The sequence below is a fragment of the Streptomyces sp. cf386 genome, from assembly GCF_900103585.1.
Lineage (GTDB): Bacteria > Actinomycetota > Actinomycetes > Streptomycetales > Streptomycetaceae > Streptomyces.
Window position 1 is genome coordinate 324,796 of record NZ_FNHV01000011.1, and the last position, 26,191, is coordinate 350,986.

Annotated in this window: 24 protein-coding genes, 1 tRNA gene and 1 pseudogene; 17 read left to right on the forward strand and 9 right to left on the reverse strand. The window is 71.0% G+C overall.

Annotated features, from left to right (window positions below; all coding sequences use genetic code 11):
• The first annotated feature begins 168 nt into the window (after positions 1-168).
• The 7 genes from BLU79_RS28390 to BLU79_RS28420 all read left to right on the forward strand — a co-directional run bounded on the left by BLU79_RS28390 (position 169) and on the right by BLU79_RS28420 (position 10,227).
• Positions 169-1,557: an FG-GAP-like repeat-containing protein gene (locus BLU79_RS28390; protein ID WP_093908757.1), complete on the forward strand. Its 1,389-nt coding sequence runs from the start codon at positions 169-171 to the stop codon at positions 1,555-1,557.
• A 22-nt stretch (positions 1,558-1,579) separates the two neighbouring features.
• A complete protein-coding gene (locus BLU79_RS28395; RefSeq protein ID WP_093908758.1) occupies positions 1,580-2,929 on the forward strand; it encodes an FG-GAP and VCBS repeat-containing protein in 1,350 nt (449 codons plus the stop codon).
• 266 nt (positions 2,930-3,195) lie between these two features.
• On the forward strand, positions 3,196-4,680 hold the full coding sequence (locus BLU79_RS28400) for an FG-GAP-like repeat-containing protein (protein WP_093908759.1): 1,485 nt from the start codon (positions 3,196-3,198) through the stop codon (positions 4,678-4,680).
• 84 nt (positions 4,681-4,764) lie between these two features.
• Positions 4,765-6,177: an FG-GAP-like repeat-containing protein gene (locus BLU79_RS28405; RefSeq protein WP_093908760.1), complete on the forward strand. Its 1,413-nt coding sequence runs from the start codon at positions 4,765-4,767 to the stop codon at positions 6,175-6,177.
• A gap of 35 nt (positions 6,178-6,212) precedes the next feature.
• On the forward strand, positions 6,213-7,643 hold the full coding sequence (locus BLU79_RS28410) for an integrin alpha (protein WP_093908761.1): 1,431 nt from the start codon (positions 6,213-6,215) through the stop codon (positions 7,641-7,643).
• Between the two features lie 36 nt (positions 7,644-7,679).
• Entirely contained in the window at positions 7,680-9,113 is a 1,434-nt protein-coding gene (locus tag BLU79_RS28415) for an FG-GAP and VCBS repeat-containing protein (protein WP_093908762.1), read from the forward strand.
• An 85-nt stretch (positions 9,114-9,198) separates the two neighbouring features.
• Positions 9,199-10,227 (forward strand): Yip1 family protein, encoded by a 1,029-nt coding sequence (locus BLU79_RS28420; protein WP_093908763.1) that lies wholly within the window; start codon positions 9,199-9,201, stop codon positions 10,225-10,227.
• A gap of 101 nt (positions 10,228-10,328) precedes the next feature.
• Here BLU79_RS28420 and BLU79_RS28425 read toward each other — a convergent pair whose 3' ends face one another.
• Together BLU79_RS28425 and dcd are read right to left on the reverse strand one after the other, a co-directional pair.
• A complete protein-coding gene (locus tag BLU79_RS28425; RefSeq protein WP_093908764.1) occupies positions 10,329-10,832 on the reverse strand; it encodes a phosphoribosyltransferase in 504 nt (167 codons plus the stop codon).
• 44 nt (positions 10,833-10,876) lie between these two features.
• A complete protein-coding gene (gene dcd, locus BLU79_RS28430; protein ID WP_093908765.1) occupies positions 10,877-11,452 on the reverse strand; it encodes a dCTP deaminase in 576 nt (191 codons plus the stop codon).
• Between the two features lie 567 nt (positions 11,453-12,019).
• On the opposite strand from dcd, the gene BLU79_RS28435 reads away from it, so the two are divergent.
• Both BLU79_RS28435 and BLU79_RS49275 read left to right on the forward strand, forming a co-directional pair.
• Positions 12,020-12,093: transfer RNA gene (locus BLU79_RS28435), tRNA-Gly, on the forward strand.
• An 84-nt stretch (positions 12,094-12,177) separates the two neighbouring features.
• Positions 12,178-12,466: pseudogene (locus BLU79_RS49275) on the forward strand (mobilization protein); the annotation flags it as partial.
• Between the two features lie 168 nt (positions 12,467-12,634).
• Here BLU79_RS49275 and BLU79_RS28445 read toward each other — a convergent pair.
• Genes BLU79_RS28445 through BLU79_RS28460 form a run of 4 tightly spaced genes read right to left on the reverse strand, consistent with a single transcriptional unit; the run spans position 12,635 to position 16,570 of the window.
• Positions 12,635-13,870: an MFS transporter gene (locus BLU79_RS28445; RefSeq protein ID WP_093908766.1), complete on the reverse strand. Its 1,236-nt coding sequence runs from the start codon at positions 13,868-13,870 to the stop codon at positions 12,635-12,637.
• 20 nt (positions 13,871-13,890) lie between these two features.
• Positions 13,891-14,421, reverse strand: coding sequence for a DinB family protein (locus BLU79_RS28450; RefSeq protein WP_093908767.1), 531 nt, complete (start codon positions 14,419-14,421; stop codon positions 13,891-13,893).
• A complete protein-coding gene (locus tag BLU79_RS28455; protein WP_093908768.1) occupies positions 14,409-15,503 on the reverse strand; it encodes a flavin monoamine oxidase family protein in 1,095 nt (364 codons plus the stop codon). Before BLU79_RS28455 ends, BLU79_RS28450 begins: the two co-directional genes overlap by 13 nt.
• A gap of 32 nt (positions 15,504-15,535) precedes the next feature.
• A complete protein-coding gene (locus tag BLU79_RS28460; protein ID WP_218137796.1) occupies positions 15,536-16,570 on the reverse strand; it encodes an alcohol dehydrogenase catalytic domain-containing protein in 1,035 nt (344 codons plus the stop codon).
• 199 nt (positions 16,571-16,769) lie between these two features.
• Between BLU79_RS28460 and BLU79_RS28465 the strand changes: the two genes are divergently transcribed.
• The 5 genes from BLU79_RS28465 to BLU79_RS28485 all read left to right on the forward strand — a co-directional run bounded on the left by BLU79_RS28465 (position 16,770) and on the right by BLU79_RS28485 (position 20,577).
• The gene (locus BLU79_RS28465; protein ID WP_093908770.1) at positions 16,770-17,720 is read left to right on the forward strand and encodes a LysR family transcriptional regulator; all 951 of its coding nucleotides are present in this window, start codon (positions 16,770-16,772) and stop codon (positions 17,718-17,720) included.
• 127 nt (positions 17,721-17,847) lie between these two features.
• Positions 17,848-18,129 carry a hypothetical protein gene (locus BLU79_RS28470; RefSeq protein WP_093908771.1) on the forward strand — a complete coding sequence of 94 codons (282 nt, stop codon included), beginning with the start codon at positions 17,848-17,850 and terminating at the stop codon, positions 18,127-18,129.
• 298 nt (positions 18,130-18,427) lie between these two features.
• Positions 18,428-19,210 carry an SDR family NAD(P)-dependent oxidoreductase gene (locus BLU79_RS28475; RefSeq protein WP_093908772.1) on the forward strand — a complete coding sequence of 261 codons (783 nt, stop codon included), beginning with the start codon at positions 18,428-18,430 and terminating at the stop codon, positions 19,208-19,210.
• A 267-nt stretch (positions 19,211-19,477) separates the two neighbouring features.
• Complete coding sequence (locus tag BLU79_RS28480; protein ID WP_093908773.1) at positions 19,478-20,029, forward strand: OsmC family protein; 552 nt, start codon at positions 19,478-19,480, stop codon at positions 20,027-20,029.
• 239 nt (positions 20,030-20,268) lie between these two features.
• The gene (locus BLU79_RS28485; protein WP_371131955.1) at positions 20,269-20,577 is read left to right on the forward strand and encodes an SbtR family transcriptional regulator; all 309 of its coding nucleotides are present in this window, start codon (positions 20,269-20,271) and stop codon (positions 20,575-20,577) included.
• Between the two features lie 179 nt (positions 20,578-20,756).
• Here the strand turns inward: BLU79_RS28485 and BLU79_RS28490 are convergent, their stop codons facing one another.
• Positions 20,757-21,242 (reverse strand): MarR family winged helix-turn-helix transcriptional regulator, encoded by a 486-nt coding sequence (locus BLU79_RS28490; RefSeq protein WP_093908774.1) that lies wholly within the window; start codon positions 21,240-21,242, stop codon positions 20,757-20,759.
• A 94-nt stretch (positions 21,243-21,336) separates the two neighbouring features.
• Between BLU79_RS28490 and BLU79_RS28495 the strand changes: the two genes are divergently transcribed.
• Positions 21,337-22,269 carry an NADP-dependent oxidoreductase gene (locus BLU79_RS28495; RefSeq protein WP_177001214.1) on the forward strand — a complete coding sequence of 311 codons (933 nt, stop codon included), beginning with the start codon at positions 21,337-21,339 and terminating at the stop codon, positions 22,267-22,269.
• Between the two features lie 28 nt (positions 22,270-22,297).
• Complete coding sequence (locus tag BLU79_RS28500) at positions 22,298-23,182, forward strand: pirin family protein (RefSeq protein ID WP_093908776.1); 885 nt, start codon at positions 22,298-22,300, stop codon at positions 23,180-23,182.
• Between the two features lie 466 nt (positions 23,183-23,648).
• Here the strand turns inward: BLU79_RS28500 and BLU79_RS28505 are convergent, their stop codons facing one another.
• Complete coding sequence (locus tag BLU79_RS28505; protein WP_093908777.1) at positions 23,649-24,791, reverse strand: sensor histidine kinase; 1,143 nt, start codon at positions 24,789-24,791, stop codon at positions 23,649-23,651.
• Positions 24,791-25,468, reverse strand: a complete 678-nt coding sequence (locus BLU79_RS28510) for a response regulator (RefSeq protein ID WP_177001219.1) — start codon at positions 25,466-25,468, stop codon at positions 24,791-24,793. The genes BLU79_RS28505 and BLU79_RS28510 overlap by 1 nt, the downstream gene beginning before the upstream one ends.
• A 343-nt stretch (positions 25,469-25,811) precedes the next feature.
• On the opposite strand from BLU79_RS28510, the gene BLU79_RS28515 reads away from it, so the two are divergent.
• A partial coding sequence (locus BLU79_RS28515) for a hypothetical protein (RefSeq protein WP_093908779.1) occupies positions 25,812-26,191 on the forward strand: 380 nt, incomplete at its 3' end.

Genomic DNA, 26,191 nt, shown 5'->3' on the forward strand with positions numbered 1-26,191 from the left:
CTCAAGAATTTCCCGAACTCACGTACAACCCTTGCGCCCCTCCAAGGGTCTCCTGATCGCCGTCCACCCGGTGAAGCCGAGGACAACTCCCGGCGAACACGGGCAGACAGGCACCCCACCGACTGCGGATGCCCCGCCAGGCATCCCCGCATGCAGCAGGAGACCCGCATGCACAAGCACCACCCCCTGCGCCTCGCCCTCGCGACGGCCACCACCGCCGCCCTGGCGGGCGGCCTGCTCACCCTCACGACCGCCGCACCGGCGACGGCCGCGACCGGCCAGTACGCGGCCGACTTCAACGGCGACGGCTACAAGGACGCCGTGGCCGCGGCCACCCAGGCCCGGGTCGGCGGAATGTGGTGGGCGGGTGCCGTGGGCATCGCGTACGGCTCGTCGAGCGGCGTCGGCCGCACCGCGTCCGTCAGCCAGAACACCACCGGAGTGCCCGGCGCGGCCGAGGACTACGACACCTTCGGCGAGGCCCTGGCCGTGGGCGACCTCAACAAGGACGGCTACAGCGACCTCGTGGTCGGCGCACCGAACGAGACGGTCGGCAACGACGAGGGGGCCGGTGCCGTGGTGATCGTATGGGGCTCGTCGACCGGTCTGAAGGGCGCGACCACCGTCAAGGACCCGGCGCCCACCAAGCACGACGGCTGGGGACAGGCCCTGGCCGTCGGCGACTTCACCGGTGACGGAAGGCCCGACCTCGCGGTGGGCGCCACCGGCACCACCCAGTGGATCATCAAGGGCGGCTTCAGCAAGTCCGGCACGACGGGCGCGAAGATCACCTACACGACGACGTGGACCGGCAGCGCGGGCGTACGCCGGCTCGTGTCCGGCAAGGTCAACACCGACACCAAGGCCGATCTCCTCATCGGCGGCCGCAGCAAGCTCTCCTCCGAGAACTACCTCGACCGCAACCACCTCTACTTCGGCACGACTTCGGCCCCGACCAAGCAGCGCGAACTTCCGTACGGCACCCAGCTCACCGTCGCCGACCTGAACAAGGACGGCTACGGCGACGTCGTCACCGGCTGGACCCAGACCGCGACCGGCGGCACGATGGCGGGCAACGGCCCGGCGTCGGTGTCGTACCTCACCTCCTCCGGCGTCTCCTCCACGCTCCAGCTGCCGTGGCCCGGCATCCCCTCCGTCGGCGACATCAACGGCGACGGTCACAAGGACCTGGCGCTCGGCGACCCCGACGACTCCACCGAGGCCGGGGTCGCCGGAGCCGTCCACCTGCACTACGGCGCCGCCGCGGGCCTCACCACGGACGCCGTGACCCTCACCCAGAACTCCGCCGGTGTGCCCGGCTCCGCCGAGACGAACGACTTCTTCGGCGAGAGCACCCTGCTCACCGACCTGAACAAGGACGGCAAGGCCGATCTGCTGACCGCCGCGAACGGCGAGAACGACTTCGACGGCCTCGTCACCGTCCTGAAGGGCTCGGCCTCGGGCATCACGACGTCCGGCGCGAAGACGTTCGGCCCGAGCGGCTTCGGCATCTCCACCGGCGACGACCCCCGACTCGGCATGATCATGGCCGGCTGACCCAAGGAGCCCAAGAGCCCTCATGCGCAGACACACCTCGGCGGCCCTGGCCGCCACCCTCCTCACCGCGGGCCTGGCCCCGCTCGCCCTGAGCGCCCCGGCGTCCGCCGCGGTCGCCAAGCACTACGACGACTTCAACGGTGACGGTTACCGGGACGTGGCGTACCGCGGCTACAACCGGGACGGCCACGACGGCGGCGCCGTCACCGTCGTCTACGGCAAGTCCGGCGGCCTCGACACCGCGCGCACCCAGGTCGTCGACCAGGACAGCGCCGACGTCCCGGGCACCGGCGAAGAGGACGACAACTTCGGCGAGAGCATCGCCAGTGCCGACCTCAACAAGGACGGTTACGCGGACCTGATCGTCGGCAACCCCACCGAACACGTGGGCAGCGCCCAGTACCGCGGCACGGTCACGATCCTGTGGGGCTCGTCGAGCGGCCTCAAGGGCGGCACCAACCTCGCTCCCAGGGGCTCCGCGACCGGTTCGCACTCCCACTTCGGCCGTGACCTCGCCACGGGCGACTTCAACGGCGACGGCTCGCCCGACCTCGCGGTCATCGGCGGCCTGGAGGCCTGTCTGTACCGCGGACCGTTCACCAGGTCCGGCACGACCGGCAGCGTCAGCAAGATCGACAAGGAAGGCCAGGGCTGGTACTCGAACGGCCTCGCCTCCGGCAAGGTCAACGGCGACGGCAAGACCGACCTGGTGGTGCTCGGCGAGCAGTTCGTCGACAACAAGCCGACGCCCCGCATCTGGTTCCTCAAGGGCGCCTCGGGCGGCCTGACATCCGGCGCCTCCAAGACGTACAGCAGCGAGCCGTGGACCGCGGCGATCGGCGACTTCGACAAGGACGGCTACGGCGACATCGCCGTCGGCCTGCCCGACAACAACAGCGGCAAGGGCATCGTCAGCGTCTGGCGCGGCACGTCCTCGGGCCCGAGCGGCTCGATGACGTACAACCAGGCCAGCTCCGGCGTCTCCGGCAGCCCCGAGGCGGACGACAACTTCGGCTACGCCGTCTCGGCCGGCGACACCAACGGCGACGGCTACGCGGACCTGGCGGTCGGCGTGCCGTACGAGGACGTGAACGGGCTGGCGGACCAGGGCGGCGTCCACGTCTTCCGGGGCGGCTCCGGCGGCCTGAGCGGTTCCCGGTCCTCCTGGATCGCGCAGACGGTGCAGGGTCCGGCCGGCTCGGACGTGGGCTTCGGCTACGCGCTGCGCGTGCGCGACGTGACCGGCGACGGCAAGGCGGACCTGGGCATCGGCGCGGCGAACGTCAGCGTGCTGCTGCGCGGTTCGAGCAGTGGGCCGACGGCGAGCGGGCTGACGGAACTGCCGCTGATGGGCGGGGTGTTCAGCGACTGAGATGACGTAGGAGAGCGGCGGGTCCGGGGGCGCTGGTGGTGATCATCGTGCTCCGGGCTCGCCGCTTTCCCGGCGGAGTGAGGGCGCCCTCCTCAGCAAGCTCAAAGATTTACCGAACTCACGTACAACCCTTCCGCCCCATCACCGGTCTCCTGTTCGCCGACCGCACCGTGAACCCGAGGACAACTCCCGGAGAACACGGCGGTCGCACCCCACCAACTGCGGATGCCCCGCCAGGCATCCCCGCATGCAGCAGGAGAACCCGCATGCACAAGCACCAGCTGCGCCTCGCCCTCGCAACGGCCACCGCGGCCGCGCTGACGGGCGGTCTGCTCACGCTCACCGCGTCCACCGCGACCGCCGCCGACTCGGTCCACGTCCCGTACGCCGACTTCAACGGCGACGGCATCGGTGACATCGTCGCCTCGGCCCCCTTCGCCTACGTGAACGGACGCGCCGACGCCGGTCAGGTCGTCGTGCTGTACGGCACCGCCACCGGAGTGTCGTCCGCCAAGCGCACCACGATCAGCCAGGACACCGCCGGATCCCCCGGCACCGCCGAGGCGGGCGACATCTTCGGCGCCGACACCGCGTACGCCGACTTCAACGGCGACGGGTACGACGACCTCGCCGTCTCCTCCTCTCGGGAGAAGGTCGGCACCGACACCAACGGCGGCGGCGTCGCCGTCCTGTGGGGCTCGGCGAGCGGCCTCACCGGCAAGGGCGTCACCGTCGCGGACCCGGCCCCCTCCTCGCACGACTTCTGGGGCAAGGACCTGGCCGCCGGCGACTTCGACGGCGACGGCAAGGCCGACCTGGCCGTCGGGAACTCGTCCAACACCATCCACGTCTTCAAGGGCGGCTTCAGCTCCACGGGGACCGCCGGCGGGCGCTACACCATCAAGCCGCCCATCATCAACGGCTCCAACGACTACCCGTACGGCCCGGTCAGCCTCACCGCCGGTGACGTGAACGGCGACAACCGGACCGACCTGATCGTCGACGGGTACGAGACCCAGTCCGACTACGGCTGGAACACCAACTACTACGTGCCCGGCACCGCGAGCGGCCTGAGCGTCGCCTCCGCCCAGGCCCTCAAGCCCGGCATCATCACCGCCATCGGCGACATCAACGGGGACGGCTACGGCGACATCGTCAGCGGCGCCGGCTGGGACGCCACCACCGAGGACGGCACCCCCGTCCCGGACGCCGCCAACGGCGGCAAGGTGAACATCACCTACGGCTCCGCCTCCGGACCCGCCGGCACCGCGGGCATCACCCAGAACTCCGGCAACGTCCCCGGCACCTCGGAGAAGGGCGACGGCTTCGGCTGGGACCTGGACCTCGGCGACATCAACGGCGACGGCTACCAGGACCTGGTCGTCTCCTCCCCGACCGAGGACATCGCCGGTGTCACCAACACCGGCCAGGTCACCGTCCTGTACGGCTCCGCGAGCGGCATCGACACCGCCTCCGGCATCCAGGGCCTCGCCCAGAGCACCGCGGACGTCCCCGGCAACGACGAGAAGAACGACCTCTTCGGCGCCGACGTCAAGCTCGACGACGTCACCGGCGACGGCAAGGCCGACCTCGTCATCGGCTCGTACGAGAACGACGGCAACGGCGGCCTGACCTACCTGCCCTCCAACGGCACGAAGATCACCACGTCCGGCTCGCGCTCCGTCGCCCCCAGCACCTCGGGCGTGTCGACGGCCGGTACGCCGCAGTTCGGCGTCAACTTCGCGGACTGAGCGGCCGTAGGACACGAGCAGCTGCCGTAACCCCTGAACGGCCGGGCCCGCCCCGCGGGCCCGGCCCTCTCCACGGAGCCCACCTTGCGCAAGCGCACCCTCCTCGTGGCCGCCGCCCTCACCGGCGGCCTGCTCACCGCCCTGCCCGCCACCGGCGCCTTCGCCGCGCCCTCCGGTCAGGCCGGTGACTTCAACGGCGACGGCTACCGGGATGTCGCGATCGGCGCCTCGTGCACCGACGTCGGCTCGGCGTCCTGCGCCGGTGCCGTCGTCGTGCTGTACGGCTCGTCTTCCGGCGTCTCGGCCTCGAAGAAGGCGATCATCACCCAGAACTCGGCCGGCGTGCCCGGCACCGCCGAGGACACCGACCTGTTCGGCGCCAGTCTGGCCGCCGCCGACCTGGACCGCGACGGCTACTCCGACCTCGTCGTCGGCTCCTCCGGCGAGAGCATCGGCGACCGGGACGGCGTCGGCTCCGGCACCGTGCTGTGGGGCTCCAAGTCCGGTCTGTCCGGCGGCAAGGGGCTGCCGCAGCCGACCTCGCTCTCGGAGTGGGGCGGCTTCTCGCACGGCGTCGCGACCGGGGACTTCGACGGCGACGGCGACACGGACGTCACGCTCACCGGACAGAGCCACACCCGCCTGTACCTGGGCCCGTTCACGCGTACCGGCGGCCCGTCGAGCCACTACGGCGTCGGCGAACTCGGCTCCACGTACGAGGTGATCGCGGGCGACCTGACCGGCGACGGCGCGGCCGAGCGCGTCTACCCGTTCGGCGTGGACGGCGACTCCGGCGGCCAGATCCTCTACTACCGCCACACCGCCTCGGGCTACGAGCTGACCGAACTGCCGAACGCCGACGGCTTCCCGGGCTCCGTCGCCGACATCAACGGCGACGGCTACGGCGACCTCGTCCTCGGCGACCACACCGACCCGTACAGCTACAAGCCCGGCGGTCACAAGGGCGGCCAGATCACCGTCTGGTACGGCGGCCCGAACGGCCCCGACCCCGCGCAGCAGCCGACCGTCGTCCACCAGGACAGCACCGGCGTGCCCGGCTCCGGCGAGGCCGACGACGCCTTCGGCGCGGCTCTGAGCACCGGCGACATCAACGGCGACGGGTTCGCCGACGTGGCGGTCGCGGCCCCCGGCGAGGACATCGGCTCGGCTCAGGAGGCGGGGTCGGTGACCGTCCTGTTCGGCTCGGCCTCCGGGCTGAAGAGCAGCGACGCCAAGTCGTACACCCAGAACACCGCCGGCGTGCCCGGCACCGCCGAGGCCTGGGACCGCTTCGGCTCCGCGGTCGACCTGACCGACCTCACCAAGGACGGCAAGGCGGAACTCGTCATCGGCGTCGACGGGGAGAACGGCGCCGGGGGCGTGTGGACCCTGCGCGGCGCCTCCGGCGGCCCGACCACGACCGGCGCCAAGGGCCTGGTCGCCGCCGACATCTCCCTCAAGTACGGCAACGGCTTCGGCTCGGTGATCGCCCAGTGACGTACCGTCAACTTCCTGGTGAGGCACGTACTTCCATGCGGAACCGCATCTCCGTCGCCCTCCTCGCTGCGGCCCTGACCCCGCTCGCGTTCACCCTCTCCGCCCCCGCCGCGCACGCCGCCACGGCCGCCAAGCCGTACGACTTCAACGGCGACGGCCGCGTCGACCTCGCGATCGGCGCGCCGGGCGCCACCGTGGGCGGGAAGGCCAAGGCGGGCGCCGTGTCCGTCGTCTACGGCGGCTCCAGCGGGCTGAAGACCTCGACGCGGACCCTCATCACCCAGAACACGGCCGGCGTCCCGGGCACCGCCGAGGCCGACGACGCCTTCGGAACCGCCGTCGCCTCCGCCGACCTCAACACCGACGGGTACGCGGATCTGCTGATCGGCGCGCCCGGCGAGGACGTCAACGGGGACACCAACGACGGCACGGTCGTCGCGATCTGGGGCTCCAAGTCGGGGCTGTCCGGGGCCCGTTCGGTGCCCAACCCGCTCGACGAGGACCTCGACCGCTACGGCCAGTCGCTGACGGTCGGCGACGTCGAGTACGACGGCGACCTGGACATCGTCATCGGCTCCACCGGCCCGGTCGGGCTGACCTTCATCAACGGCCCGTTCACCAGGACCAGTTCCTTCCAGGGCGGTTCGGGCTCGGGCTTCTACGACACCCACTCCACGTCGTACGGCATCACGTCCCTGTCCCTCGGGCACGTCTCGGCCTCCTGGGAGACCAACCTCGTCGTGCACGGCCGCAAGCTGGGCACCGACGACGCGGTCACCCACCTGGTGACCGACCCGTCCATCGGCAACTACACCGACTGGTGGCAGGAACTGCCCTCCGGATACGTCTCCGCCCTCGGCGACATCGACAAGGACGGGCACGCGGACATCGCGATCGGCAACGAGCGCGAGACCTCCGCCGACCCGGCGGGCGCCAAGGGCGGCAAGGTGACGGTGGTCTACGGCGGTCCGGCCGGCGTCGACCCGTCCCGCACCCCGCTCGTCCTCACCCAGGACACCGCCGGTGTCCCCGGCGCCTCCGAGTCCGGCGACCGCTTCGGCAGCGGCGTCTGGCTCGGGGACCTCAACGGCGACGGCTACGCCGACCTGGCCGTCGGCGCGTCCGGCGAGAACTCCGGGGCCGGCGCGGTGACCGTCCTGTACGGCTCGGCATCGGGGCTCAAGACCTCCGGCGTCCAGTCCCTCACGCAGAACACCGCCGGCGTCCCCGGCACCTCCGAGTCGAACGACCGCTTCGGCGCCCGCGTCCTGCTCGCCGACCACTCCGGCGACGGCCGCGCCGAACTCACCGTCTCCGCGACCGGCGAGAACGGCGACGGCGCGATCTGGTCCCTGCGCGGCGCGACGACCGGGGTGACGACCGGCGGCGCGATCAGCTTCGGCCCCGGAACGACGGGCGTGTCCACCGCGGGCGGCCCGGCATACGGCGCGGCCCTCAACTCCTGAGCTCCTGAACTCCCCTATCCTGAAAGGGACTTCACCATGCGCAAGCGCACCCTGCTGCTGGCGGCCACGCTCACCACGGGCCTGCTGTCCGCCCTGCCCGCCACCAGCGCCTCCGCCGCCCCCTCGGGCCTGGCCGGCGACATCAACGGCGACGGCTACCGCGACGCCGTCATCACGGCGCCCCTCGCCAAGATCGCCGGCAAGAGCAACGCCGGCTACGTCGCCGTCGTCTACGGCAGCGCGAGCGGCCTGAACACCAGCACGCGGCAGATCATCAGCCAGGACACCGCCGGGATCCCCGGCGTCCCGGAGAGCGGCGACTACTTCGGCGACCGCGTCACCACCGGCGACCTGGACGGCGACGGCTACACCGACATCGTCGTCGGCGTGCACGCCGAGCAGATCGGCTCGACCGGCGACTCCGGCGTCCTGACGGTGCTGTGGGGCGGCGCGAGCGGGATCAAGTCCGGCACCGACATCTCCTCCCCGCTCCCCGAGAACCGGAACGAGCTGGGCTGGTCCGTGGCGACCGGCGACTTCGACGGCGACGGCGACACCGACCTCGCGGCGGCGAACATCGCCTACCCGGAGCTGAACGTCTTCAAGGGCCCGATCTCCCGCACCGGCCAGGCCACGGAGCTCGTCGGCATCGACACCTACGAGCAGACCGGCATCAACACCGACCAGATCGTCGCGGGTGACGTCACCGGCGACGGCACGTCGGACCTGCTGGTCATGGGCCAGGAGGAGATCACCGACGGCTACCGCACCCGCAGCGTCCTCTACAAGGGATCGGCGGCCGGCCTCACCCCCGGCAGCAAGGTCGCGGGCGGCTACGCGGCGGTCATCGCGGACGTGAACAAGGACGGCTTCGGCGACATCGTCACCGGCAACTTCATGGAGAAGTCGACCGACGAGCCCAACGGCGGCCTGGGCGGCGCGGTCACCGTCACCTACGGCGCCGCGGGCGGCCTGAGCACCCGCACCCCGGTCCGGATCACCCAGGACACCGCGGGCGTGCCCGGCGCGTCCGAGAAGAACGACGCCTTCGGCTGGAGCCTCGACGCCGGTGACACCAACGGCGACGGCTACACCGACATCGCGGTCGGCGTCGCCAACGAGGACCTGGGCGCGAAGAAGGACGCCGGCTCGGTCGTGATCCTGCGCGGCGCCGCGTCCGGCCTGACCGGCACCGGCTCCCAGGCCTTCTCGCAGGACACCAGCGGGGTGCCGGGCACCGCCGAGTCGTACGACTACTTCGGCCACTCCGTCCTGCTCACCGACGCCGGCAACGACGGCCGCGCCGAGCTGGTCACCGGCGCCCGCGGCGAGAACGACGGCGCGGGCTCCGCCTGGACCCTGCGCGGCAGCGCCTCCGGCATCACGACCACCGGCGCGAAGTCCTTCGGCAGCACGACGGTGGGCGGGCCGTCGGGCCTCACCTACTTCGGCGACGTACTGGCGGGCTGACCCGCACGTCCTGCCGCGGTGAGCGTCTCCCGTACGTCCAAACCCTGAACGACCACGGAGAACAGCACCGTCCCTCCCCTAGGGGATGTCACAGCTCGGCCGCAAAGCCGGGCCCGAACCGCAGGGCCCGGCACGCGGATCTCCAGGACCAGGTACGTTCGAAGACGTGGCTGGATTCAGGATCGGACGGGGCAGCCGGAACAACGGCACCCCGCAGACGCGCCCCCAACAACCTCCGTACGGGCAGCAGGCGCCCCAGGGACCGTCGTACGGCTATCCTCCGCCGTCGCAGCAGCCGTACGGCGGCTCGGGCGGCGGCGGTGGCGGCTGGCCGCAGGCCAACGGCGGTGGCGGCCACGGCGGTTACGGCGCAGGCGGTCACGGTGGGCACGGCGGCAGTCACGGCGAGCCGGAGTACTTCGGCGACGGCGGCTACCCGCAGGGCCCGGGCGGCGCCCCGGACCCGTACGCGGCGAACAACCCGGGCCACACCCAGGCCTTCTCGGTCGGCGACGACCCCTACAACCAGGGCGAGACCTACCAGGCGGGCGCGGCCCCGGCCGGCCCGATCGGCCCCCGCCTGCACTGGAAGCAGCTGCTCCGCGGCATCGTCCTCTCCCCCACGCAGACCTTCCTCCAGATGCGGGACTACACGATGTGGGGCCCCGCCCTCGTCGTGACCTTCCTCTACGGCCTCCTGGCCGTCTTCGGCTTCGACACCGCACGCGAGGACGCGATCAACGCGACCCTCTCCAACGCGGTCCCCATCGTCCTGACGACCGCGGTCGCCATGGTCCTGTCGTCCTTCGTCCTGGGCGTGGTCACCCACACCCTGGCCCGCCAGCTCGGCGGCGACGGCGCCTGGCAGCCCACGGTCGGCCTCTCCATGCTGATCATGTCCCTCACGGACGCCCCCCGCCTGATCTTCGCGATGTTCGCCGGCGGCGACGCGACGTTCGTCCAGGCCCTCGGCTGGGCGACGTGGGTGGCAGCGGGCGCCCTCCTGACCCTGATGGTGCACAAGTCCCACGACCTGCCGTGGCCGAAGGCGCTGGGCGCGAGCGCGATCCAGCTGGTCGCGTTGCTGTCGATCGTGAAGCTGGGCACGTTCTAGCAGCCTCTGCGGGATGCGGGATGCGGGATGCGGGATGACGTAGGAAAGGGCCCCCGGCACACGGCCGGGGGCCCTTTCCCTTACCTGCTCGACTGCTCGACTCAGGCGTCGAGCACCTGCCCGTCCCGCCGGACGACGGGGGGCTCGACACTCCACGGGAAGTTGATCCAGTCATCGGTGCGCTTCCACACGTACTCGCACTTCACGAGGGAGTGGGACTTCTCATAGATGACGGCGGACCGCACCTCGGCGACATGATCGAGGCAGAAGTCGTGCACGAGCTTCAGCGTCTTGCCGGTGTCGGCGACGTCGTCGGCGATCAGCACCTTCTTGTCGGTGAAGTCGATCGCGTTGGGGACGGGGGCGAGCATGACGGGCATCTCAAGCGTGGTCCCCACACCCGTATAGAACTCGACGTTCACCAGATGCAGGTTCTTGCAGTCGAGGGCGTAGGCCAGCCCACCCGCGACGAAGACCCCGCCGCGGGCGATGCTGAGCACGATGTCCGGCTCGTACCCGTCGTCGGCGATGGTCTGCGCGAGCTCGCGGACGGCGGTGCCGAACAGCTCGTAGGTGAGGTTCTCCCGCACAGGCTGATCACTCATGGCACCGCTCGTCCCGTCACTCATCCCGCTGCTCACCCCTCCACTCACACCTGAGTCCGATGGAAGTTCTGGAAGGACCGGGAGGCCGTGGGCCCGCGCTGCCCCTGATACCGGGATCCGTACCGCTCGCTCCCGTACGGGAACTCGGCGGGCGAGCTGAGCCGGAACATGCACAGCTGGCCGATCTTCATGCCGGGCCAGAGCTTGATGGGGAGCGTGGCGAGGTTGGACAGCTCAAGGGTGACGTGCCCGCTGAAGCCGGGGTCGATGAACCCGGCGGTGGAGTGGGTGACGAGCCCGAGCCGCCCGAGGGAGGACTTCCCCTCAAGCCGGGAAGCAAGATCGTCGGGCAGGGAGATGACCTCGTACGTCGAGGCGAGCACGAACTCCCCGGGGTGCAGGATGAACGGCTCATCACCCTCGGGCTCGACGAGCCGCGTCAGATCCGCCTGCTCGACGGAAGGGTCGATGTGCGGGTACCGGTGGTTCTCGAACACCCGGAAATACCGGTCCAGCCGCACATCGACGCTCGACGGCTGCACCATGGATTCGTCATAGGGATCGATCCGTACCCGCCCGGCGTCGATCTCGGCCCGGATGTCTTTGTCAGAGAGAAGCACGCCCCGAGGATACGCAAGGCGCGCGGAACGACCACAATCGTGCCGTCCGCGCGCCTGGCGCTACCTGGGATCCTTCTCTACGGCTACTGCTGCTTGCCGCTGCTACTGCTGCTACTGCTGCTACCGCTTCTCCAACTGCACCGGCACCACACTGCGGAGCCGGGCACAGCGAGGACATCGAACGAGCCGGCCGGGACCGAGGCGCTCGGCCTGCTGCATCGGGAACGAAGCGGTGCTGAACACGTGCCCATCGGCACAACGGACGACGGTGCGCTCCATCAAGTCCTAGAGTCCCTTCCCCAAGAGCCGCGTCTGGCTGCTGCCTGCCTGACGACGAGAGGCCACATTACGGGATCAAAGGGACGGCCCTCCAGGCGGCACTCCGACCCCACCCGGACCCTCTCCGACCCCTCCACCGTACGCCCCAACTCCGGTCCCCCGCACCCGGATCCCACTCCCCGAAACGCACTCCGACCCCAGGGCTTCAGCGCCCGGGGCCGGAGATGAGGTATGGTGACGAGGCGATCGGACACCGCCTCCGGATCTTCATCGCGGCGGGCGTCTTACGCGGGTGTAGTTTAATGGTAGAACATCAGCTTCCCAAGCTGAGAGCGCGAGTTCGATTCTCGTCACCCGCTCCATATTGAAACCCCAGGTCAGCGGCCTGGGGTTTGTTTGTTGTCTAGACCATTTCCGGGTTCCGCGCCCTCCGTGTGCGCTAAGTCGCCGGCATCGCACCCGAAGGCGACGAGGAAGCCTGCCGCTTGGGCCGCCGTCCGCCACGCCGACGACCACATCCATATCGACGCCACCCTCGTACGCCAGGACGGCCGTCGCCCCCAGCGCGCCGTCCAGCGCGAAGCCCGCCAGATCGAAGTCGACTACGGGCTGAGGCGGTTGAAGCCGGGCGACGGCACCGCCGCCAAACGCCCCACCAGCGAGGAACACTTCAAGGCCAAGCGCCTGGGCCAAGACGCCACCTCCCACGATGTCCTGCGCCTGCGGGTCCGCCGCCTCGGCGAACGCCACGCACCCGGCCCACGAGCCGAGGCAGCCAGGGCTCGTAGGGTCACACAACGCCCGGCTGCTCCCGTCCAACCAGCGGGAGCCACTCCAGTGCCGCGGTCGTCACCAGCACGTAGGCGCTGGTGGTGTCCGCTTCCACCGGCGGGGCAGGCCGGGTCACCGGCTGCTCGCGGTGGCGGCGATGACAGGGAGTACGGCGAGGGCAAGGATGCCACCGGTGAGGGCGAGGACGGGGTAGCCGGCGGCGGAGACGACGAGGCCGGACGAGAGGCCGCCGGTGGCGCCGGCGATGGCGATGGAGACGTCGACCACGCCCTGGGTCTTGGCGCGGGTGGCCAGCGGGACGGCGTCGGTGATCATCGCGGTGCCTGAGACGAGACCGAGGTTCCAGCCCAGCCCCAGGAGGGCGAGGGCCAGGGCGAGCGGGGCGATGGAGTCCGCGGGCGCCGCGGCGGCGGTGATTCCGGCGGCCAGGAGGGTGAGGCCGGAGGCGGCGGCGGTCGCCGTACGGCCATGGCGGTCGACGAGCCAGCCGGTCAGTGGGGAGGGCAGGTACATGGCGCCGACGTGGATGGCGATGACCAGGCCGGAGGCCGCCGTGCCGTGCCCGTGGTCGTGCATGTGCACGGGGGTCATCGTCATGATCGCGACCATGACGAGCTGGGTGAGGATCATCGTCAGCGCGCCCGGTATCAGCCCCGGCCCTCGGGTCTTCACCTCGGTGGCGCCCGTCCCCTGCCGAAGGTCGAGGCTGCGGGCGAGCAGCAGCGGGTCCGGGCGCAGCCAGGCTGCGAGGACGAGGGCAGCCAGCGCGTAGGCAGTACCGGAGAGCAGGAACGGCCCGGCCAGGGTGGGGATGCCCAGGCTGTCGGCGAAACGGCCGGTGGGTGCGGCGAGGTTGGGGCCGACCACACCGCCGAGGGTGGTGGCGACCAGGACGGTGGACACGGCGCGGGCGCGGTGGGCGGGGGCGGCGAGGTCGGCTCCGGCGTACCGGGCCTGGAGGTTCGTCGCCGTGCCGGCGCCGTAGACGAACAGGGCGATGAAGAGCAGTACAGGGTTGTCGGCGACGGCGGCGGCGATGACGCCCGCGCTGCCGACGGCGCCGGTCAGGTACCCCACGGCCAGGCCGGGCCGGCGGCCGCGGGCCTGGGAGATGCGGCCGATGGTGACGGCGGCCAGCGCCGAGCCTGCGGTGAACAGGGCGCTGGGCAGACCCGCGAGGTCGGTGGAGCCGAGCATGTCCTGCGCGAGCAGGGCTCCGACAGTGATGCCGGCCGCGAGCCCCGCCCCGCTCAGGATCTGGCTGCCGACCAGGACGGTGAGGACGCGGCGCTGCGCCTCCGGCCCGAGCGATATAGCGGCGGTGTCGGCTGAGGCGGTGTCGGTCACGGACGGTTTCCTCCCTCCCGCTACAGGACGTCTACGACGAGATAGCCGTCGATGCGGCGTACGTGCTCGCTGTCGGGGTCGGGTGGGAGCACGTGCCCGAGGTCGCCCGCGCGGACCTCGCTGATCCACTGGTCGTGCTGGTACTCGTGGTTGATGAGCGCGGTGAGCAGGTGGGTGGCCACGACCGTGAGTTGGGTGGGGGCGCCGACCCGGCCGGCGGCGATGTCACCGATGCGGGCGTGGACGCGTTCCGCGACGGTCGTGCGGAACTCGGTGAGCCGTTTCACCGTGGGCAGCGTGCCGCGGAACTTCTCCGGATTGGCCGAGTCCATGAGCCCGTCCAGTTCCGGGTCCGGGCTGGGCTCGGCCGCGGTGAGGTTGCGGATCATGAAGTGGGCGACATGGGCCTGATGGCCCAGGTGCCAGCCGATGGCGCTGGAGTTCTCGTGCGGGCGCCAGGTCACCTCGTCCGGGGTGAGGTCGCGCCACAGGTCGTCGGTGTAGGCGCGGGCGCGGTCGTACTCGCGCAGCAACGCGTCTATCGGGAGCATGAGTTCGCCTCTTCTGCGGTCGGGGTGGTCCGGGTGGTCAGGGTTGCCGTCACCGCTCGCTCGGCGGCGGCGAGGGCGCCCTCGATGTGCCCGGCGTACTGGGCGGCCGTCTCGGTCGAGGCCCAGTGCAGCCTGCCGTCCAGTGCGGGTTGCTGGTAGAGGGGGTGGCCGAACAGGGAGTAGTCGGCCAGGCGGTGCACGGCGGGCGGAGCGGTCCACCGCTCCCCGCTCCAGTCCTGGATGTGAAGTACCTCGGGCTCGGCGGCGGCGGGGCCGAAGAGCTGTGTCAGCTGGGCGAGCACCGCTTGCTCGGCATCGGGTCCGATGGCCTGGGCCGCGGCGAAGCCGAACAGCGCGGCGGGCCGCCCGTCGGGGCCGGACATGTCGTGCAGCTCCTGCAGCGGGCCGGTTCTGCTGACCGCCGTCCCGGCGAGCCCTTCGTCGCGCCAGAAGGCGGAGGGGTAGCGTGCGACGACCTTGGCGACCGCCCCCATCCACACGGGGGTCGACCTGGCGTGGCGGACCAGTTCCGGCGACAGTTCCGAGCCGAAGTCGATGTGCGCGAGGGCGAGCGCGGGAGGTACGGCGACGACGACGTGCTTGGCGTGCAGCACCGAGTCCGGGGTACGGACTTCGAGGCGGCCGGTGGCGCGGCGGTGGATCGTGGTGACGGGAGTGTCCAGTCGTACGGCGTCCGCGGGCAGTTCGGCCGCGAGACCGCGGGCGAGGGTGTCGGCCCCGAGCGCGAAGCGGCGGGCGGGGGCGTCGAGCAGGTTGCCGGGCAGCCGACGTACGCCGGTGGCGTCCTGCACGAGCGTGTCCCCCGCGAGATGCTGCTCGAAGGTGTCGACGCCGAGCCGCGCGGCAAGATCCGCGACCCTTCTCTCTCCGTCCCAGAACCAGGTGGCCCCCAGGTCGAGGGCCCCGGGCGGGGCGGCCGTGCCGAGCAGGCGTCCGCCGACGCGCTCGCGGGCCTCCAGGCACACGGTGTCGCGTCCGGCGGCGACCAGGGCGTCGGTCGCGGCTAGGCCGGCGATCCCGGCACCGACCACGACGACGTCGTGACTGTCACGCTGGAGCATGTACGGCTCCCTTTCACCTTCGTCAGCGGCGGTCAGGCGCCGGGAATGAGGACCATCCGGAACCGGGCCTTGCCCTCTCGCTGAGTGTCGAGCGCCTGCTGTGCTTCCTCCAGCGGGACCGTTCGCACCCGGGGGCGGACACCGGTGGCGACCGCGAAGCGCATGGCCTGTTCGGTGTCGGCGGGGCTGCCGGTCAGATGACCGGTGATGCTGCGCGCCCCCATGACGACTTTGGCCAGGGGCAGTTGGAGTGGAGTTCCGTCGAGGCCGACGACGGTGAGCCTCCCGTGCGGGGCGAGCCCGTCCACCAGCTCCGCGAGCGGCTTGCTGCTGGAGGCCGTGGACAGGATCAGCCGCGCCCCGCCCAGCTCCCGCAGCGCCCCTCCGGGTTCCTGCCGCTCGGTGTCGATGTAGTGCCGCGCGCCCAGTTCCCCGGCGAGCCGGCGCTTGTGTTCACCCCGGCCGATCGCCACCGTGTCGAACCCCATGGCCGCGGCGAACTGCACCGCCAGATGCCCCAGGCCGCCGATGCCGAGGACGGCGACCCGGTCGCCGGGCCCTGCGCCGGAGTGCCGCAGGGCGTTGAACGTGGTGACGCCGGCGCAGCCGAAGGGGGCGGCCTCCGCCGCGGACAGTTCCTCGGGGATCCGGGCGAGAGTGGGGGCGGGAACCGTGAGGGTGCTCGACCACCCGCCGGGATACGACAGGCCCGGGACCTTCCGTTCCGGACAGTGCACGACATCGCCGACACGGCAGGCGGAGCAGTGCCCGCAGCTGCCGCCGAACCAGCCGACGGCGACCCGGTCGCCGATCTCCCAGTCACGCACGCCCGGGCCCAGATCCGCGACCACTCCGGCCACCTCGTGGCCCGGGGTGACGGGAAATCCGTTGGCCGGGGAGGGATCGGCGACCGTGCCGGCGTCGGCCCCGCAGATCCCCGACGCCATGACGTCCAGACGCACCTCGCCAGGCCCGGGCCGACGTGCTTCCACCGGCCCCAAGAGCACGGGCCCGCCGGGCTCGGCCACCTGCGCGGCACGGTGGACTCGACGACCGTCCTGGGACACGGCACATCACTCCTGACGAGACGGGTTCGGATACGACACGGAATTTCCCGGCGTTCCGAAATGCCGGACGGGAATACGCCGACTGCCTCGCGGATTCAGCGGAGCAGGGTTCCCCACCATAGAGCGACCAAATGCCGGGCGGTAGAGGACACTGGTGAATATCGGTATAGCCTGGCGTTATGACTGAGAGGAGTTCAGGATGAACATCGAAGGGCTGCGGTACGCGCAGGCCGTGTCCCAGACGAAGTCCTTCAGCGCCGCGGCGCGCGACTACGGCGTCACCCAGCCCGCCCTCTCCAACGGCGTGGCACGGCTGGAGGAGGAACTCGGCGTCAAACTCTTCGACCGCTCCCCACGCGGCGTCAAGCCCACTGCCCACGGCGCCCGCATCCTCCCCATGATCGACCAGGCCCTCGGGGCACTGGACTCCATCACCGCCGAAGCGCGGCGACTGGCCCGCCCGGCGACCGGCGCGATCCGCATGGGCGTCTCGCCCCTGATCGGGGCCGACCTGGTGGCCTGCGCCTTCGACGCCGCCCGCAGCCTGTCCCAGCCGCGTGACCTGGTGCTGCGGGAGGCCGATCTGGACCTACAGCGCGCCTCGCTGAAGGCAGGCGAGCTGGATGTCCTGCTAGTGCCCGCGGTGGAGGCCATGCCGGCCTACCGCCACCGGGTCATCCTCAGCGAGCCCGTGGTCGTGATCGATCCGGCCGCGGACCCCGCCGAAGGTCCGGTGGAGCTCGGAGCCGCCGCCGGAGCCGCCTACATCCTCGTCCCCGACACCTGCGGACTGACCACGTTCACCACCCAGCTCTTCCACAGCAACGACCTGGCCCTGCGCACCTATCCCGGCGAGGCGGCCAGCTACCGCGTGCTGGACGAGTGGGCCGGCATGGGAGTGGGCGCCGCGCTCCTGCCCCGCTCCAAGGTGACCCACCAGCACGCCAACTGCCGACCATTGGTGCGCTCCGGCGCCCCGGTCGAGATCTCCTACGAGGCGGTCTGGGCGCGCGAGAACCCCCTGGCCGCCGACCTCGAGGAGTTCGTGGACGCCCTCGCCGAGGCCGCCGCACCCCTGGAGCAGGTCGGCGCGGACGCCCACGAGAGTGCTTCCGCGCCCACCGGCGAGAGTGAGAGCGAAAGCGAGTAATTAGCTTCGGCTATAGCCACATTACAGATGAGCCTCTACCGGAGGGATTCCGGGAAACCTACGGTGGGGCGTGCACCAAGCGCCTGCGGATTTCTCGCGCAGGCGACGAGACGGCAAAGGATGCACCATGGCTTATCTGGAAATCACCCTCACCGTGGAAAGGGCGCGGCGCGTCGAGGCGGCCGGTGTCTACCAGCGGTACAAGCAGCCGTTCCTCGACACGGTCCCCTGCGCCGTCTCCAAGGAACTGCTCGTGCGCGACGAGGACGTCCAGGTGCTGCACGGCTTCTCCACCGTCGACCAGGCCCGCGCCTACCTCGACAGCGACCTGTTCACCAAGCACGTCGTCGGCGGCCTGTCACCGCTGCTGTCCGCCGACCCCGAGGTCCGGCTCTACGAGACCGTCTGACCTGCCGGAACCCTCGTCACCGTCCGACCCGCCAGAACCCTCGTCCCGGCGGAATCCTTCCCCGGTACCTCCGTGCGCTGCCTGCGGCGAAGCAGCTCCCCACGTGGTTCTTCCACAGCGCCGTACGGTTCCCCACGGCGGAGCCGTACCCGCCCCTTTCGCCTCCGCTTCCCGTATCCCGGGTTCGTCCTGCGGATGCCGTCTCACAGGGCGCCGCCGGCCGTAGGTCGTCCGCTGAACGTACCGGCCGGACGTGGCGCCGCATTTTCCCTGAACGCCCTCTCACCAGGAGCACAGCATGTCCCGCACCACCCTCGACCTCACCGGCAAGAAGGCCATCGTCATCGGCGGCACCAGCGGTATGGGTCTGGCCATCGCCCGGCACGTCCTCGACGCCGGCGGCAGCGTCGTCGTCACCGGCCGGACCCCCGCCAGCGCGGAGGAAGCCGCCGCCGCTCTGGCGGACTCCGGCAACGTCGCCGCGCTGGCCGCCGACCTGGGCGACGCCGACGCCGTCGAGCGACTGCGCGCCGACCTGGCCAAGGACCACGCCGACGCCGCCCTCCTCGTCAACGCGGCCGGTGTGTTCGCCCCGAAGCCCTTCGTGGACCACACATACGACGACTACGACCGCTACCAGGCTCTCAACCGGGCCTTCTTCTTCCTCACCCAGACCGTCGTCGGCAACATGATCGCCCGCGGCACCAAGGGCTCCATCGTCAACGTCGGGTCCATGTGGGCCCACCAGGCCATCGCCGCGACGCCGTCGTCGGCGTACTCGATGGCCAAGGCGGCCCTGCACTCCCTCACCCAGCACCTGGCCATGGAACTCGCTCCGCAGGGCATCCGGGTCAACGCGGTCGCTCCCGCCGTCGTCCGCACGCCCATTTACGAGGAGTTCATCCCCAAGGCGGACGTCGACTCCGCCCTGGACGGGTTCAACGGCTTCCACCCCCTCGGCCGTACCGGAACCCCCGACGACGTCGCCGCCACCGTCGCCTTCCTTCTGTCGGACCAGACGGACTGGGTCACCGGCGCGGTCTGGGACGTCGACGGCGGCGTCATGGCCGGACGCAACTGACCAGCTCTGCACAGCTTTTCAAGGCATCGCCGCCCAGCACGCGTCACCTCGGTGCCGGGCGGCGGGCCACGGCCACCGGCCCAGGGGTGGCGGCCCTTCAACCGAACCTCGCACCCCTCCAGCACGCGCCCCGATCCCGAAAGACCCACGCCGGTCGATGTGCAACGCATCGCCAGAGGCGGCCTCGACCCTACAGGTCCGCGCCCAGCGTGCCCGGGAGTCTTCGCCTTTCGTTCAACACCCCTGCCCTGCAAAGGAATCCGCACCATGCCCGTAGTCAATGAGATCGACGTCAACGCTCTGCACAACACCATCGACGCCGTCCAGGCCACCCCCGCACTCGGCCAAGTCACCTTCGCGGTCGACGGTTCCTGGCAGGGCGGCTGCAGGCTCGACGCGCGGACCGGCACCCTGACGCAGGGAGGCGAGCAGGACGAGAAGCGCGTCGCGAAGTACACGATGAGCAGTGACGAACCGGCCGCGTTGCTCGGCACGGACACCGCCGTCTCGCCCGCCGAGTATCTGCTGCAGGCGCTCGCCGGCTGCTACACCGTCACGATCGCCACCCTGGCGGCCTCGCAGGGCATCGAGCTGGGGAGCGTGCGCCTGGAACTCGAAGGCGACGTCGACCTGCGCGGATTCCTCGGCATCGCCCCTGCGATCCGCCCGGGCCTGGGCCAGGTGCGCGTTCGCGTTCACGCCGAGGCACCCGGCGCCACCCGTGAGCAGTTGGAGGAACTCATCGCCCTCGTCGAGAACCGTTCGCCCATCCGCGACACCCTCGTCAACCCGGTCGGCGTCGTCACCACGCTTGCCTGATCGAACCGGCTGGCTGTGATCACGCCGGCTGCCACGCAGGTACGGCCGACGCGGTCCGCCACGCAGGAGAACGAGGAAGCGGTTGCCGGACCGCGACGGCCCGGCAGCCCGTCGCCCTTGCTGCGCGCAGATCCGGAGATCAGGATCTACGACACAGTCCGAGAAAGGCACAGCACGATGACGAGCGGGGCCATGTCACGCCTGGCGGACGACGCGGAGGCCGCGCTCTGGAGGAGGTCATCGCGTTCCTCGGCCGGGTCGTCGAGGCGCTCGCCGGCGATCACGCGGTGAAGGCCGCCGCCCACGCCCTCGGAACCGACTCGGCCGACAAGACCGAGGAAGACCGCGCCAGTACCGCCTTCACCGCTGTCATCCAGGCCGGGCAGGCCGGGCAGGCCAGCGGAGATCTACACCCCGACGTCACCGTCCAGGACATCTACCTGCTGTACGCCACGGCCCCCGCCGACCAGCCACCCGCTGCCCGCGCCCGCTGGCTCCCCCTGGTCCTGCCCGGCCTGACCACCCGCGCCCGTACCGTGGAAGGCTGAACCGGCCCGCAATCGCCGGAGCGTCACATGCGGCGCCGGGGTGCATCGAGCCGTTCCCGCTCACCCCCGCGCCGCGCTGCCCCGCCGCCCAACAGACCCACGCCGACTTCGCTGCCCGCTCCACGAACGTCCGGATGGCTACGAGAACCTCACGGTCGCTCACGGTTCAGAAATCGCGCTCAGTCGGCTGTGACGCTCTCTTCGGCCGCCTGGAAGGTGTCGTGCAGGTGGGTGAGGAGGCCGTCGGTCACAGCGGCGAGCTGGGTGACCTGCTCGGCCGAGAGAGCGTCGAAGACGAGTCTGCGGACTGCTTCGACGTGGCTGGGTGCGGCCTTCACGATGGCCGTTCGGCCGGCGGGAGTGAGGCGGAACGTAGAGCCGCGCCGGTCGGTCTCGCACTCCTCCCGCTCGACCAGCCCTCGTCGCTGCATCCGGGCGAGCTGGTGGGACAGGCGGCTCTGTTCCCAGGCGAGGGAGGCGCCGAGATCGCGGACGCGCAGCCGGTTGCCGGGGGCGTCATGGAGACGGCCGAGCACTTCGTAGTCGGCCAGCGAGATGCCGTGCTCGTCCTGGAGTTGACGGCCCAGTACTGACTGGAGCTGGGCCGTCAGGTTGATCAGCCCGCGCCATGCCTGTTGTTCCTCGGTCGTCAGCCATCTCGCCATGAGGGCAGCCTAGCGGAATGCATGACACATCATGTAAGTTCCATGATGTGTCATGCAACGGCGTCGCTCGGCCCGAGGAGCGCGAGGAGCAGCCATGAGAGCCGTCACCATGAGCGAGTTCGGCGCTTCGCCCGTGCTGTGCCACGACGTTCCCGAGCCGCTCGCGGGGCCCGGGCAGGTGATTGTCCGCGTGCAGGCGTCGTCGGTGAACTGGGTCGACGCGGACATCGCCCACGGGATGTTCCCGCAGACGGCACCGCACGAGCCGCCGATCACTCTGGGGCACGACTTCGCCGGGACCGTGGCGGCGGTGGGCGCGGGCGTCCGTACCGTCGAGGTCGGCGACGAGGTCTTCGGGACGATCTCGGTGGCAGGGCCGGTCCGTGAGGGGGCCTGGGCCGAGCTCGTCGCGACCGGCGAGTGCACGCTCACCCGCAAGCCCGCCGCCGTCGACACCGCGACCGCCGGGGTCGCCGCTCTGGCCGGCACTGTCGCGGTCATGAGCGTCGACGCGCTGAACCTGGCACCCGGCGAAACCGTCCTGGTGATCGGCGCGACCGGCGGCGTCGGCGGTGTCGCGGTGCAACTGGCCCGCGCGGCCGGTGCGATCGTCCTCGCGCCAGGACTGCCCGAGGACGAGGAGTATCTGCGCGGCCTCGGCGTGAGCGAGGTCCTTCCGCGGGGAGACGCGGCCGAAGTCATCGCCGCCGTACGCAAGCCCCACCCGGGCGGGGTGGACGCGTTGCTCGACGCGGTGACCGCGTACGAGATCACCCCGTTCGCGGACGTCGTCCGGGACGGAGGCCGGATCGCCTCGCCGACCGACGCCGCCGGCTACGGCCCCGGTTGCACCAACATCACGCACGGCCCGTGCACCGAGATCCTCGACCGCGTGGCGCGCCACCTCGCCGACGGCACGTTCACGATTGCCCTCCAGGGCAGCTACGACCTGGGGGACGCGGCCAAGGCCCTCCAGGCCCTGACCGCCCACCACACGCGCGGCAAGATCGCCGTACGCGTCGCCTGACCCCACCGCCACCCTTCAAGGAGCAGTTGTGACCTCACAGTTGACGGGCCGGCGGACGCTGACCCGCATCACCACCAAGCAGCAACTGGGCCCCGACGCCCAGGTCGACGACAAGGCCCTGGTCTTCGTGCCGACCGACCCGGCGCTGACCGACCCGTTCCTCGCCCTGGTCGAGGACTGGTTCTCCACCCCGGGATTCGAGTGGCACCCCCACCGCGGCCTGGAGACCGTCACCACCGTCATCGACGGCGTCCTCGAACACGGCGACAACCTCGGCAACGCCGGCAGCCTGGAGGCCGGCGAGGTGCAGTGGATGACCGCCGGGCACGGCATCGTCCACCGTGAACTCGCCTACCGCGACGAACGCGCCCACACCCTTCAGATGTGGCTCAACCTGCCCAAGGAAAAGAAGCTGACGCCGTCGCGCTACCAGGACCTCACGAACGCGACGATGCCCCGCGTGCACACGCCGGGCATCAGCATCGACGTCCACGCCGGCACCGTCGGCGGCGTCACGGGTGCGGCCCGGACCCACCACCCGGTCCAGGGCCTGGTCGTCACGCTCGACCCCGGCTCCTCCTACGACCTCCAGGTCCCCGCCGAACACCGCCTTTTCGCACACGTCATGAGCGGACGCCTGCTGATCGGCGGCCGGGAACTGCACGCCGGCCAGACCGGCTGGTCCGACCCCGTCACCGGTGCGGCACCCACGACGCTGCACCTGGCGGCCGTCGAGCCCGAGCAGCAGGCCCGCGTGATGGTCTACAGCGGCACGCCGTTGCGTGAACCGGTGACCCTGGGCGGTCCGTTCGTGATGAACACCAAGGCCGAGATCACCAAGGCGTTCACCGACTTCCACGCCGGAGCCTTCGGACCGGTGCCGCGCCTGGCCCGTCTCGCCTACGACCGATGAACCCGTGACCCTCGGCCGTCCGAAGGGAGAGCGGTGCACCGCACGCCACGACCTGATCGAGGTCGTGACAGCGCCGGCTGCGAGAGTTCGCCTACCCGGTGCGAAGGCTGCCTCGCTCTGTGCGCGCAGTCGCGATGACACCGTCAGTCGGTCTGCGAGCCGAGTCATCCCGCGCCTCGAAGGCGCTTCCCCAGCCACCGTCGGCCCCGGCATCACGGCGCCGTGCCCACCGCGTGCCCATAAGAACGGACAACAGCGGTCGACAGCGGTGCGATCCGACCGGCACGAACACCCCAGCAGGCAGTCATCCACGCAGGTCAGAGCCGTAAGGCCCACCAAGGCGCCGTCGCTTCCCAAGCCGAGAGCGCGAGTTCGATTCTCGTCATCCGCTCCATACGAAACCCCAGGTCAGCGGCCTGAGGTTTGTCGTGTCTGGGCACGCCGATCCGCGTCGGGCGGGTTGTGCTCAGGCTGGCCGGGTGGAGGCCCGTAGTTCGATCTCGTATCCGCCCTGTGGGGTGGGTTCCGCGGTGAGGGTGCCGTTGAGCAGTTCGGCGCGTTCTCTCAGGCCGATCAGGCCGTGCCGGGCGCTGGGCAGGGCGACGGACGGGCGGGTGGGGGCGGTGTTGGTGACGGTGAGGCCGAAGTGCTGCGCGTCATGCCACAGGCGCACCTCTGCGCGGGCGCCCGGGGCGTGCTTGCGGACGTTCGTGAGGGCTTCTTGGACCGTGCGGTAGACGGTGCGTTGGGCGGTGGTGCTGATGCCGGGCGGGAGCTCCCCGGTCAGGGTGGTCTCGATGCCGCTGTTGGCGATCAGCTGCTGGAGGTCGGCGAGGGTGGGCTGGGGGGTGAGTTCGGTTTCCTTGCCGCCGGAGGCGCGCAGCAGGGTGACCATGTGGCGGAGTTCGTCGAGGGTGTTCACGCTCAGGGTGCGGATGGTGCGGGCGGCGTCGCGGGCATCGGGATCCTTGGCGGCGACCTGCAGGGCTCCGGCCTGTACGGCGATGAGGCTGACCTGGTGGGAGACGACGTCGTGCATCTCGCGGGCCAGTTGGGCGCGTTCGCGGGCGAGGACGGTCTGGGCGTAAAGGGCGCGTTCGTGTTCGCGGGCCACTTGGACCTCGACAAGCTGGCGGGCCACGTCGCGTCTGGCCTGCACGAGCTGGCCGCACAGGATCGGAGCGAAGGCCATGGCCAGCGTGTAGACGAACTCGATGAGCGTCCAGGTCCGGTCGCCGGAAAACGGGTCGCCGGAAAACGTGTCGGACAGGGGCCAGGCGAGGGTGGTCGCCGCCGCGTTCAGCAGGGCGCAGCCGGCCAGCAGCGGGCGGTTGCGGGTGCGCGTGGCCAGTGTGTACAGGGCGGAGAACGGGGCGACTGCCACGTCCATGAACAGGGTCATGGGCAGTGTCAGCAGGAAGACGGTCAGTGGAAAGCGCCTGCGCAGGAGCAGTCCGGCGCAGCCGAGGGCGGCGCAGGCCCACATGAACGGTGTCGCCTCGTCGTAGAGGTTGATCCAGGCGTCGAGGGCGGCGAGCACGACGAGGCCCGCGTCGACGGCCCAGGGCGGCACCCGCCGCAACAGTGCCTGTGCCTGCCCCGTGCTCATCACTCGTTGCCCCGTGCCGTGCCGGCGCCGACGTCGCCGTTGTCGCCGAGCAGTCCGGCCCGCTCGGCGAGCAGTGCCGCCTGGACGCGGCTGGAGACCCGGAGCTTGGTCAGGATCGAGCTGACGTGGTCCTTGACGGTGCCCGCGCTCAGGTGGATGCGGGTGCCGATGTCGGCGTTGGACAGTCCTTCCGCGATCAGGACGAGGACGTCACGTTCGCGGTCGGTGAGCAGGTTCACGCGCGCCACGTCCTCCGCGACCTGGGGCGCGTCCGCCCCAGGATGGCCGCGCAGCAGAGCACGCGAGGCTTTCGGGGACATCACCACCCCGCCCGCGGCCAGGGTGCGTACGAGGTGGGCGAGTTGTTCGGGCTCGGTGTCCTTGAGCAGGAAGCCCGCGGCTCCCGAACGCAGCGCGGTCAGGATGTACTCGTCGGTGTCGAAGGTGGTCAGCATGGCCACCGTCGGCGGCTCGGGCAGCGTCTGTATCTCCCTCAGGACGGTCAGGCCGTCCACGTCCGGCATGCGGATGTCGAGGAGCACGACGTCCGGATGCTCGCGCCGGATCGCGTCGGCGGCCTGCGCTCCTTCCGCGGTCGCCACGACCTGGATGCCGTCGGAGGCGTTCAGGATCAGCTCGAACCCGGACCGCACCAGCGCCTCGTCGTCCACCACCACTACCCGGATCACCGGCGTTCCGCCTCACACTCGTCTGCTCTGTCCAGCTTCTCGGCGACCAGTACACCCCCCATCGGGGCGTCCACGTTCCCGTACGGTGATCGCTCGCTGTCGACAGTACGTCCGGCCAGGTGCGCGACGGTGCGGCCGCTGGAGACTCCCGCCACCCGGCAGGCTGGTTCCAGCCGGTCGGGGGGGGGGGAGCGCTCCGGCCCGTCGGCGGGCGGGTGGGCGAGGTCCGGCGGATGGTGTCGGCGGTTCTCGTCCGGTGGGATCGGTCCGTGGGCCCGACCGGGTCTGCCGGCCGCAGTCGATTTCCGAACCGTTCGAGGATCACCCAGCCATGCCCGAGTTGTACCTTCGTCAGCCTGTCCGTGCTCTGCGCCGCTGTGCGGCGCAGCCCCATGTGCTGTTCGGGGGCGTGTACGGGGCGGTACTGGCCAGCTCCATGGTGGCCGCCCTGACGGAGCAGGGTGAGACGGCGCCCGCCGACCGGTTCAGCAGCGCCCAGTGGCTCCTGATCACGGCCGCCGCATCGGCCTTGGCGCACGGTTACGCACATCTGATCGCCCTGCGCGGCGACCGGACCCATCACGGTGTGCGCGCCGTGGTGCGGCTGTTGCTGTCCGAGTGGCCGTTGGTGGTGGCGACGGTGCCGACGGTGGTCCTGCTGCTCGGCGCGGGCTGGGGGTGGTGGCCCTCGGCGGGCATCGAGTACGTGGC

Coding starts and splice junctions, on each gene's coding strand:
- BLU79_RS28390 (WP_093908757.1), top strand. CDS start 169: ATGCACAAGCACCACCCCCTGCGCCTCGCCCTCGCGACGGCCACCACC.
- BLU79_RS28395 (WP_093908758.1), top strand. CDS start 1,580: ATGCGCAGACACACCTCGGCGGCCCTGGCCGCCACCCTCCTCACCGCG.
- BLU79_RS28400 (WP_093908759.1), top strand. CDS start 3,196: ATGCACAAGCACCAGCTGCGCCTCGCCCTCGCAACGGCCACCGCGGCC.
- BLU79_RS28410 (WP_093908761.1), top strand. CDS start 6,213: ATGCGGAACCGCATCTCCGTCGCCCTCCTCGCTGCGGCCCTGACCCCG.
- BLU79_RS28415 (WP_093908762.1), top strand. CDS start 7,680: ATGCGCAAGCGCACCCTGCTGCTGGCGGCCACGCTCACCACGGGCCTG.
- BLU79_RS28420 (WP_093908763.1), top strand. CDS start 9,199: ATGTCACAGCTCGGCCGCAAAGCCGGGCCCGAACCGCAGGGCCCGGCA.
- BLU79_RS28425 (WP_093908764.1), bottom strand. CDS start 10,832: ATGAGTGATCAGCCTGTGCGGGAGAACCTCACCTACGAGCTGTTCGGC.
- BLU79_RS28450 (WP_093908767.1), bottom strand. CDS start 14,421: ATGCTCCCGATAGACGCGTTGCTGCGCGAGTACGACCGCGCCCGCGCC.
- BLU79_RS28455 (WP_093908768.1), bottom strand. CDS start 15,503: ATGCTCCAGCGTGACAGTCACGACGTCGTCGTGGTCGGTGCCGGGATC.
- BLU79_RS28465 (WP_093908770.1), top strand. CDS start 16,770: ATGAACATCGAAGGGCTGCGGTACGCGCAGGCCGTGTCCCAGACGAAG.
- BLU79_RS28470 (WP_093908771.1), top strand. CDS start 17,848: ATGGCTTATCTGGAAATCACCCTCACCGTGGAAAGGGCGCGGCGCGTC.
- BLU79_RS28475 (WP_093908772.1), top strand. CDS start 18,428: ATGTCCCGCACCACCCTCGACCTCACCGGCAAGAAGGCCATCGTCATC.
- BLU79_RS28480 (WP_093908773.1), top strand. CDS start 19,478: ATGCCCGTAGTCAATGAGATCGACGTCAACGCTCTGCACAACACCATC.
- BLU79_RS28490 (WP_093908774.1), bottom strand. CDS start 21,242: ATGGCGAGATGGCTGACGACCGAGGAACAACAGGCATGGCGCGGGCTG.
- BLU79_RS28495 (WP_177001214.1), top strand. CDS start 21,337: ATGAGAGCCGTCACCATGAGCGAGTTCGGCGCTTCGCCCGTGCTGTGC.
- BLU79_RS28505 (WP_093908777.1), bottom strand. CDS start 24,791: ATGAGCACGGGGCAGGCACAGGCACTGTTGCGGCGGGTGCCGCCCTGG.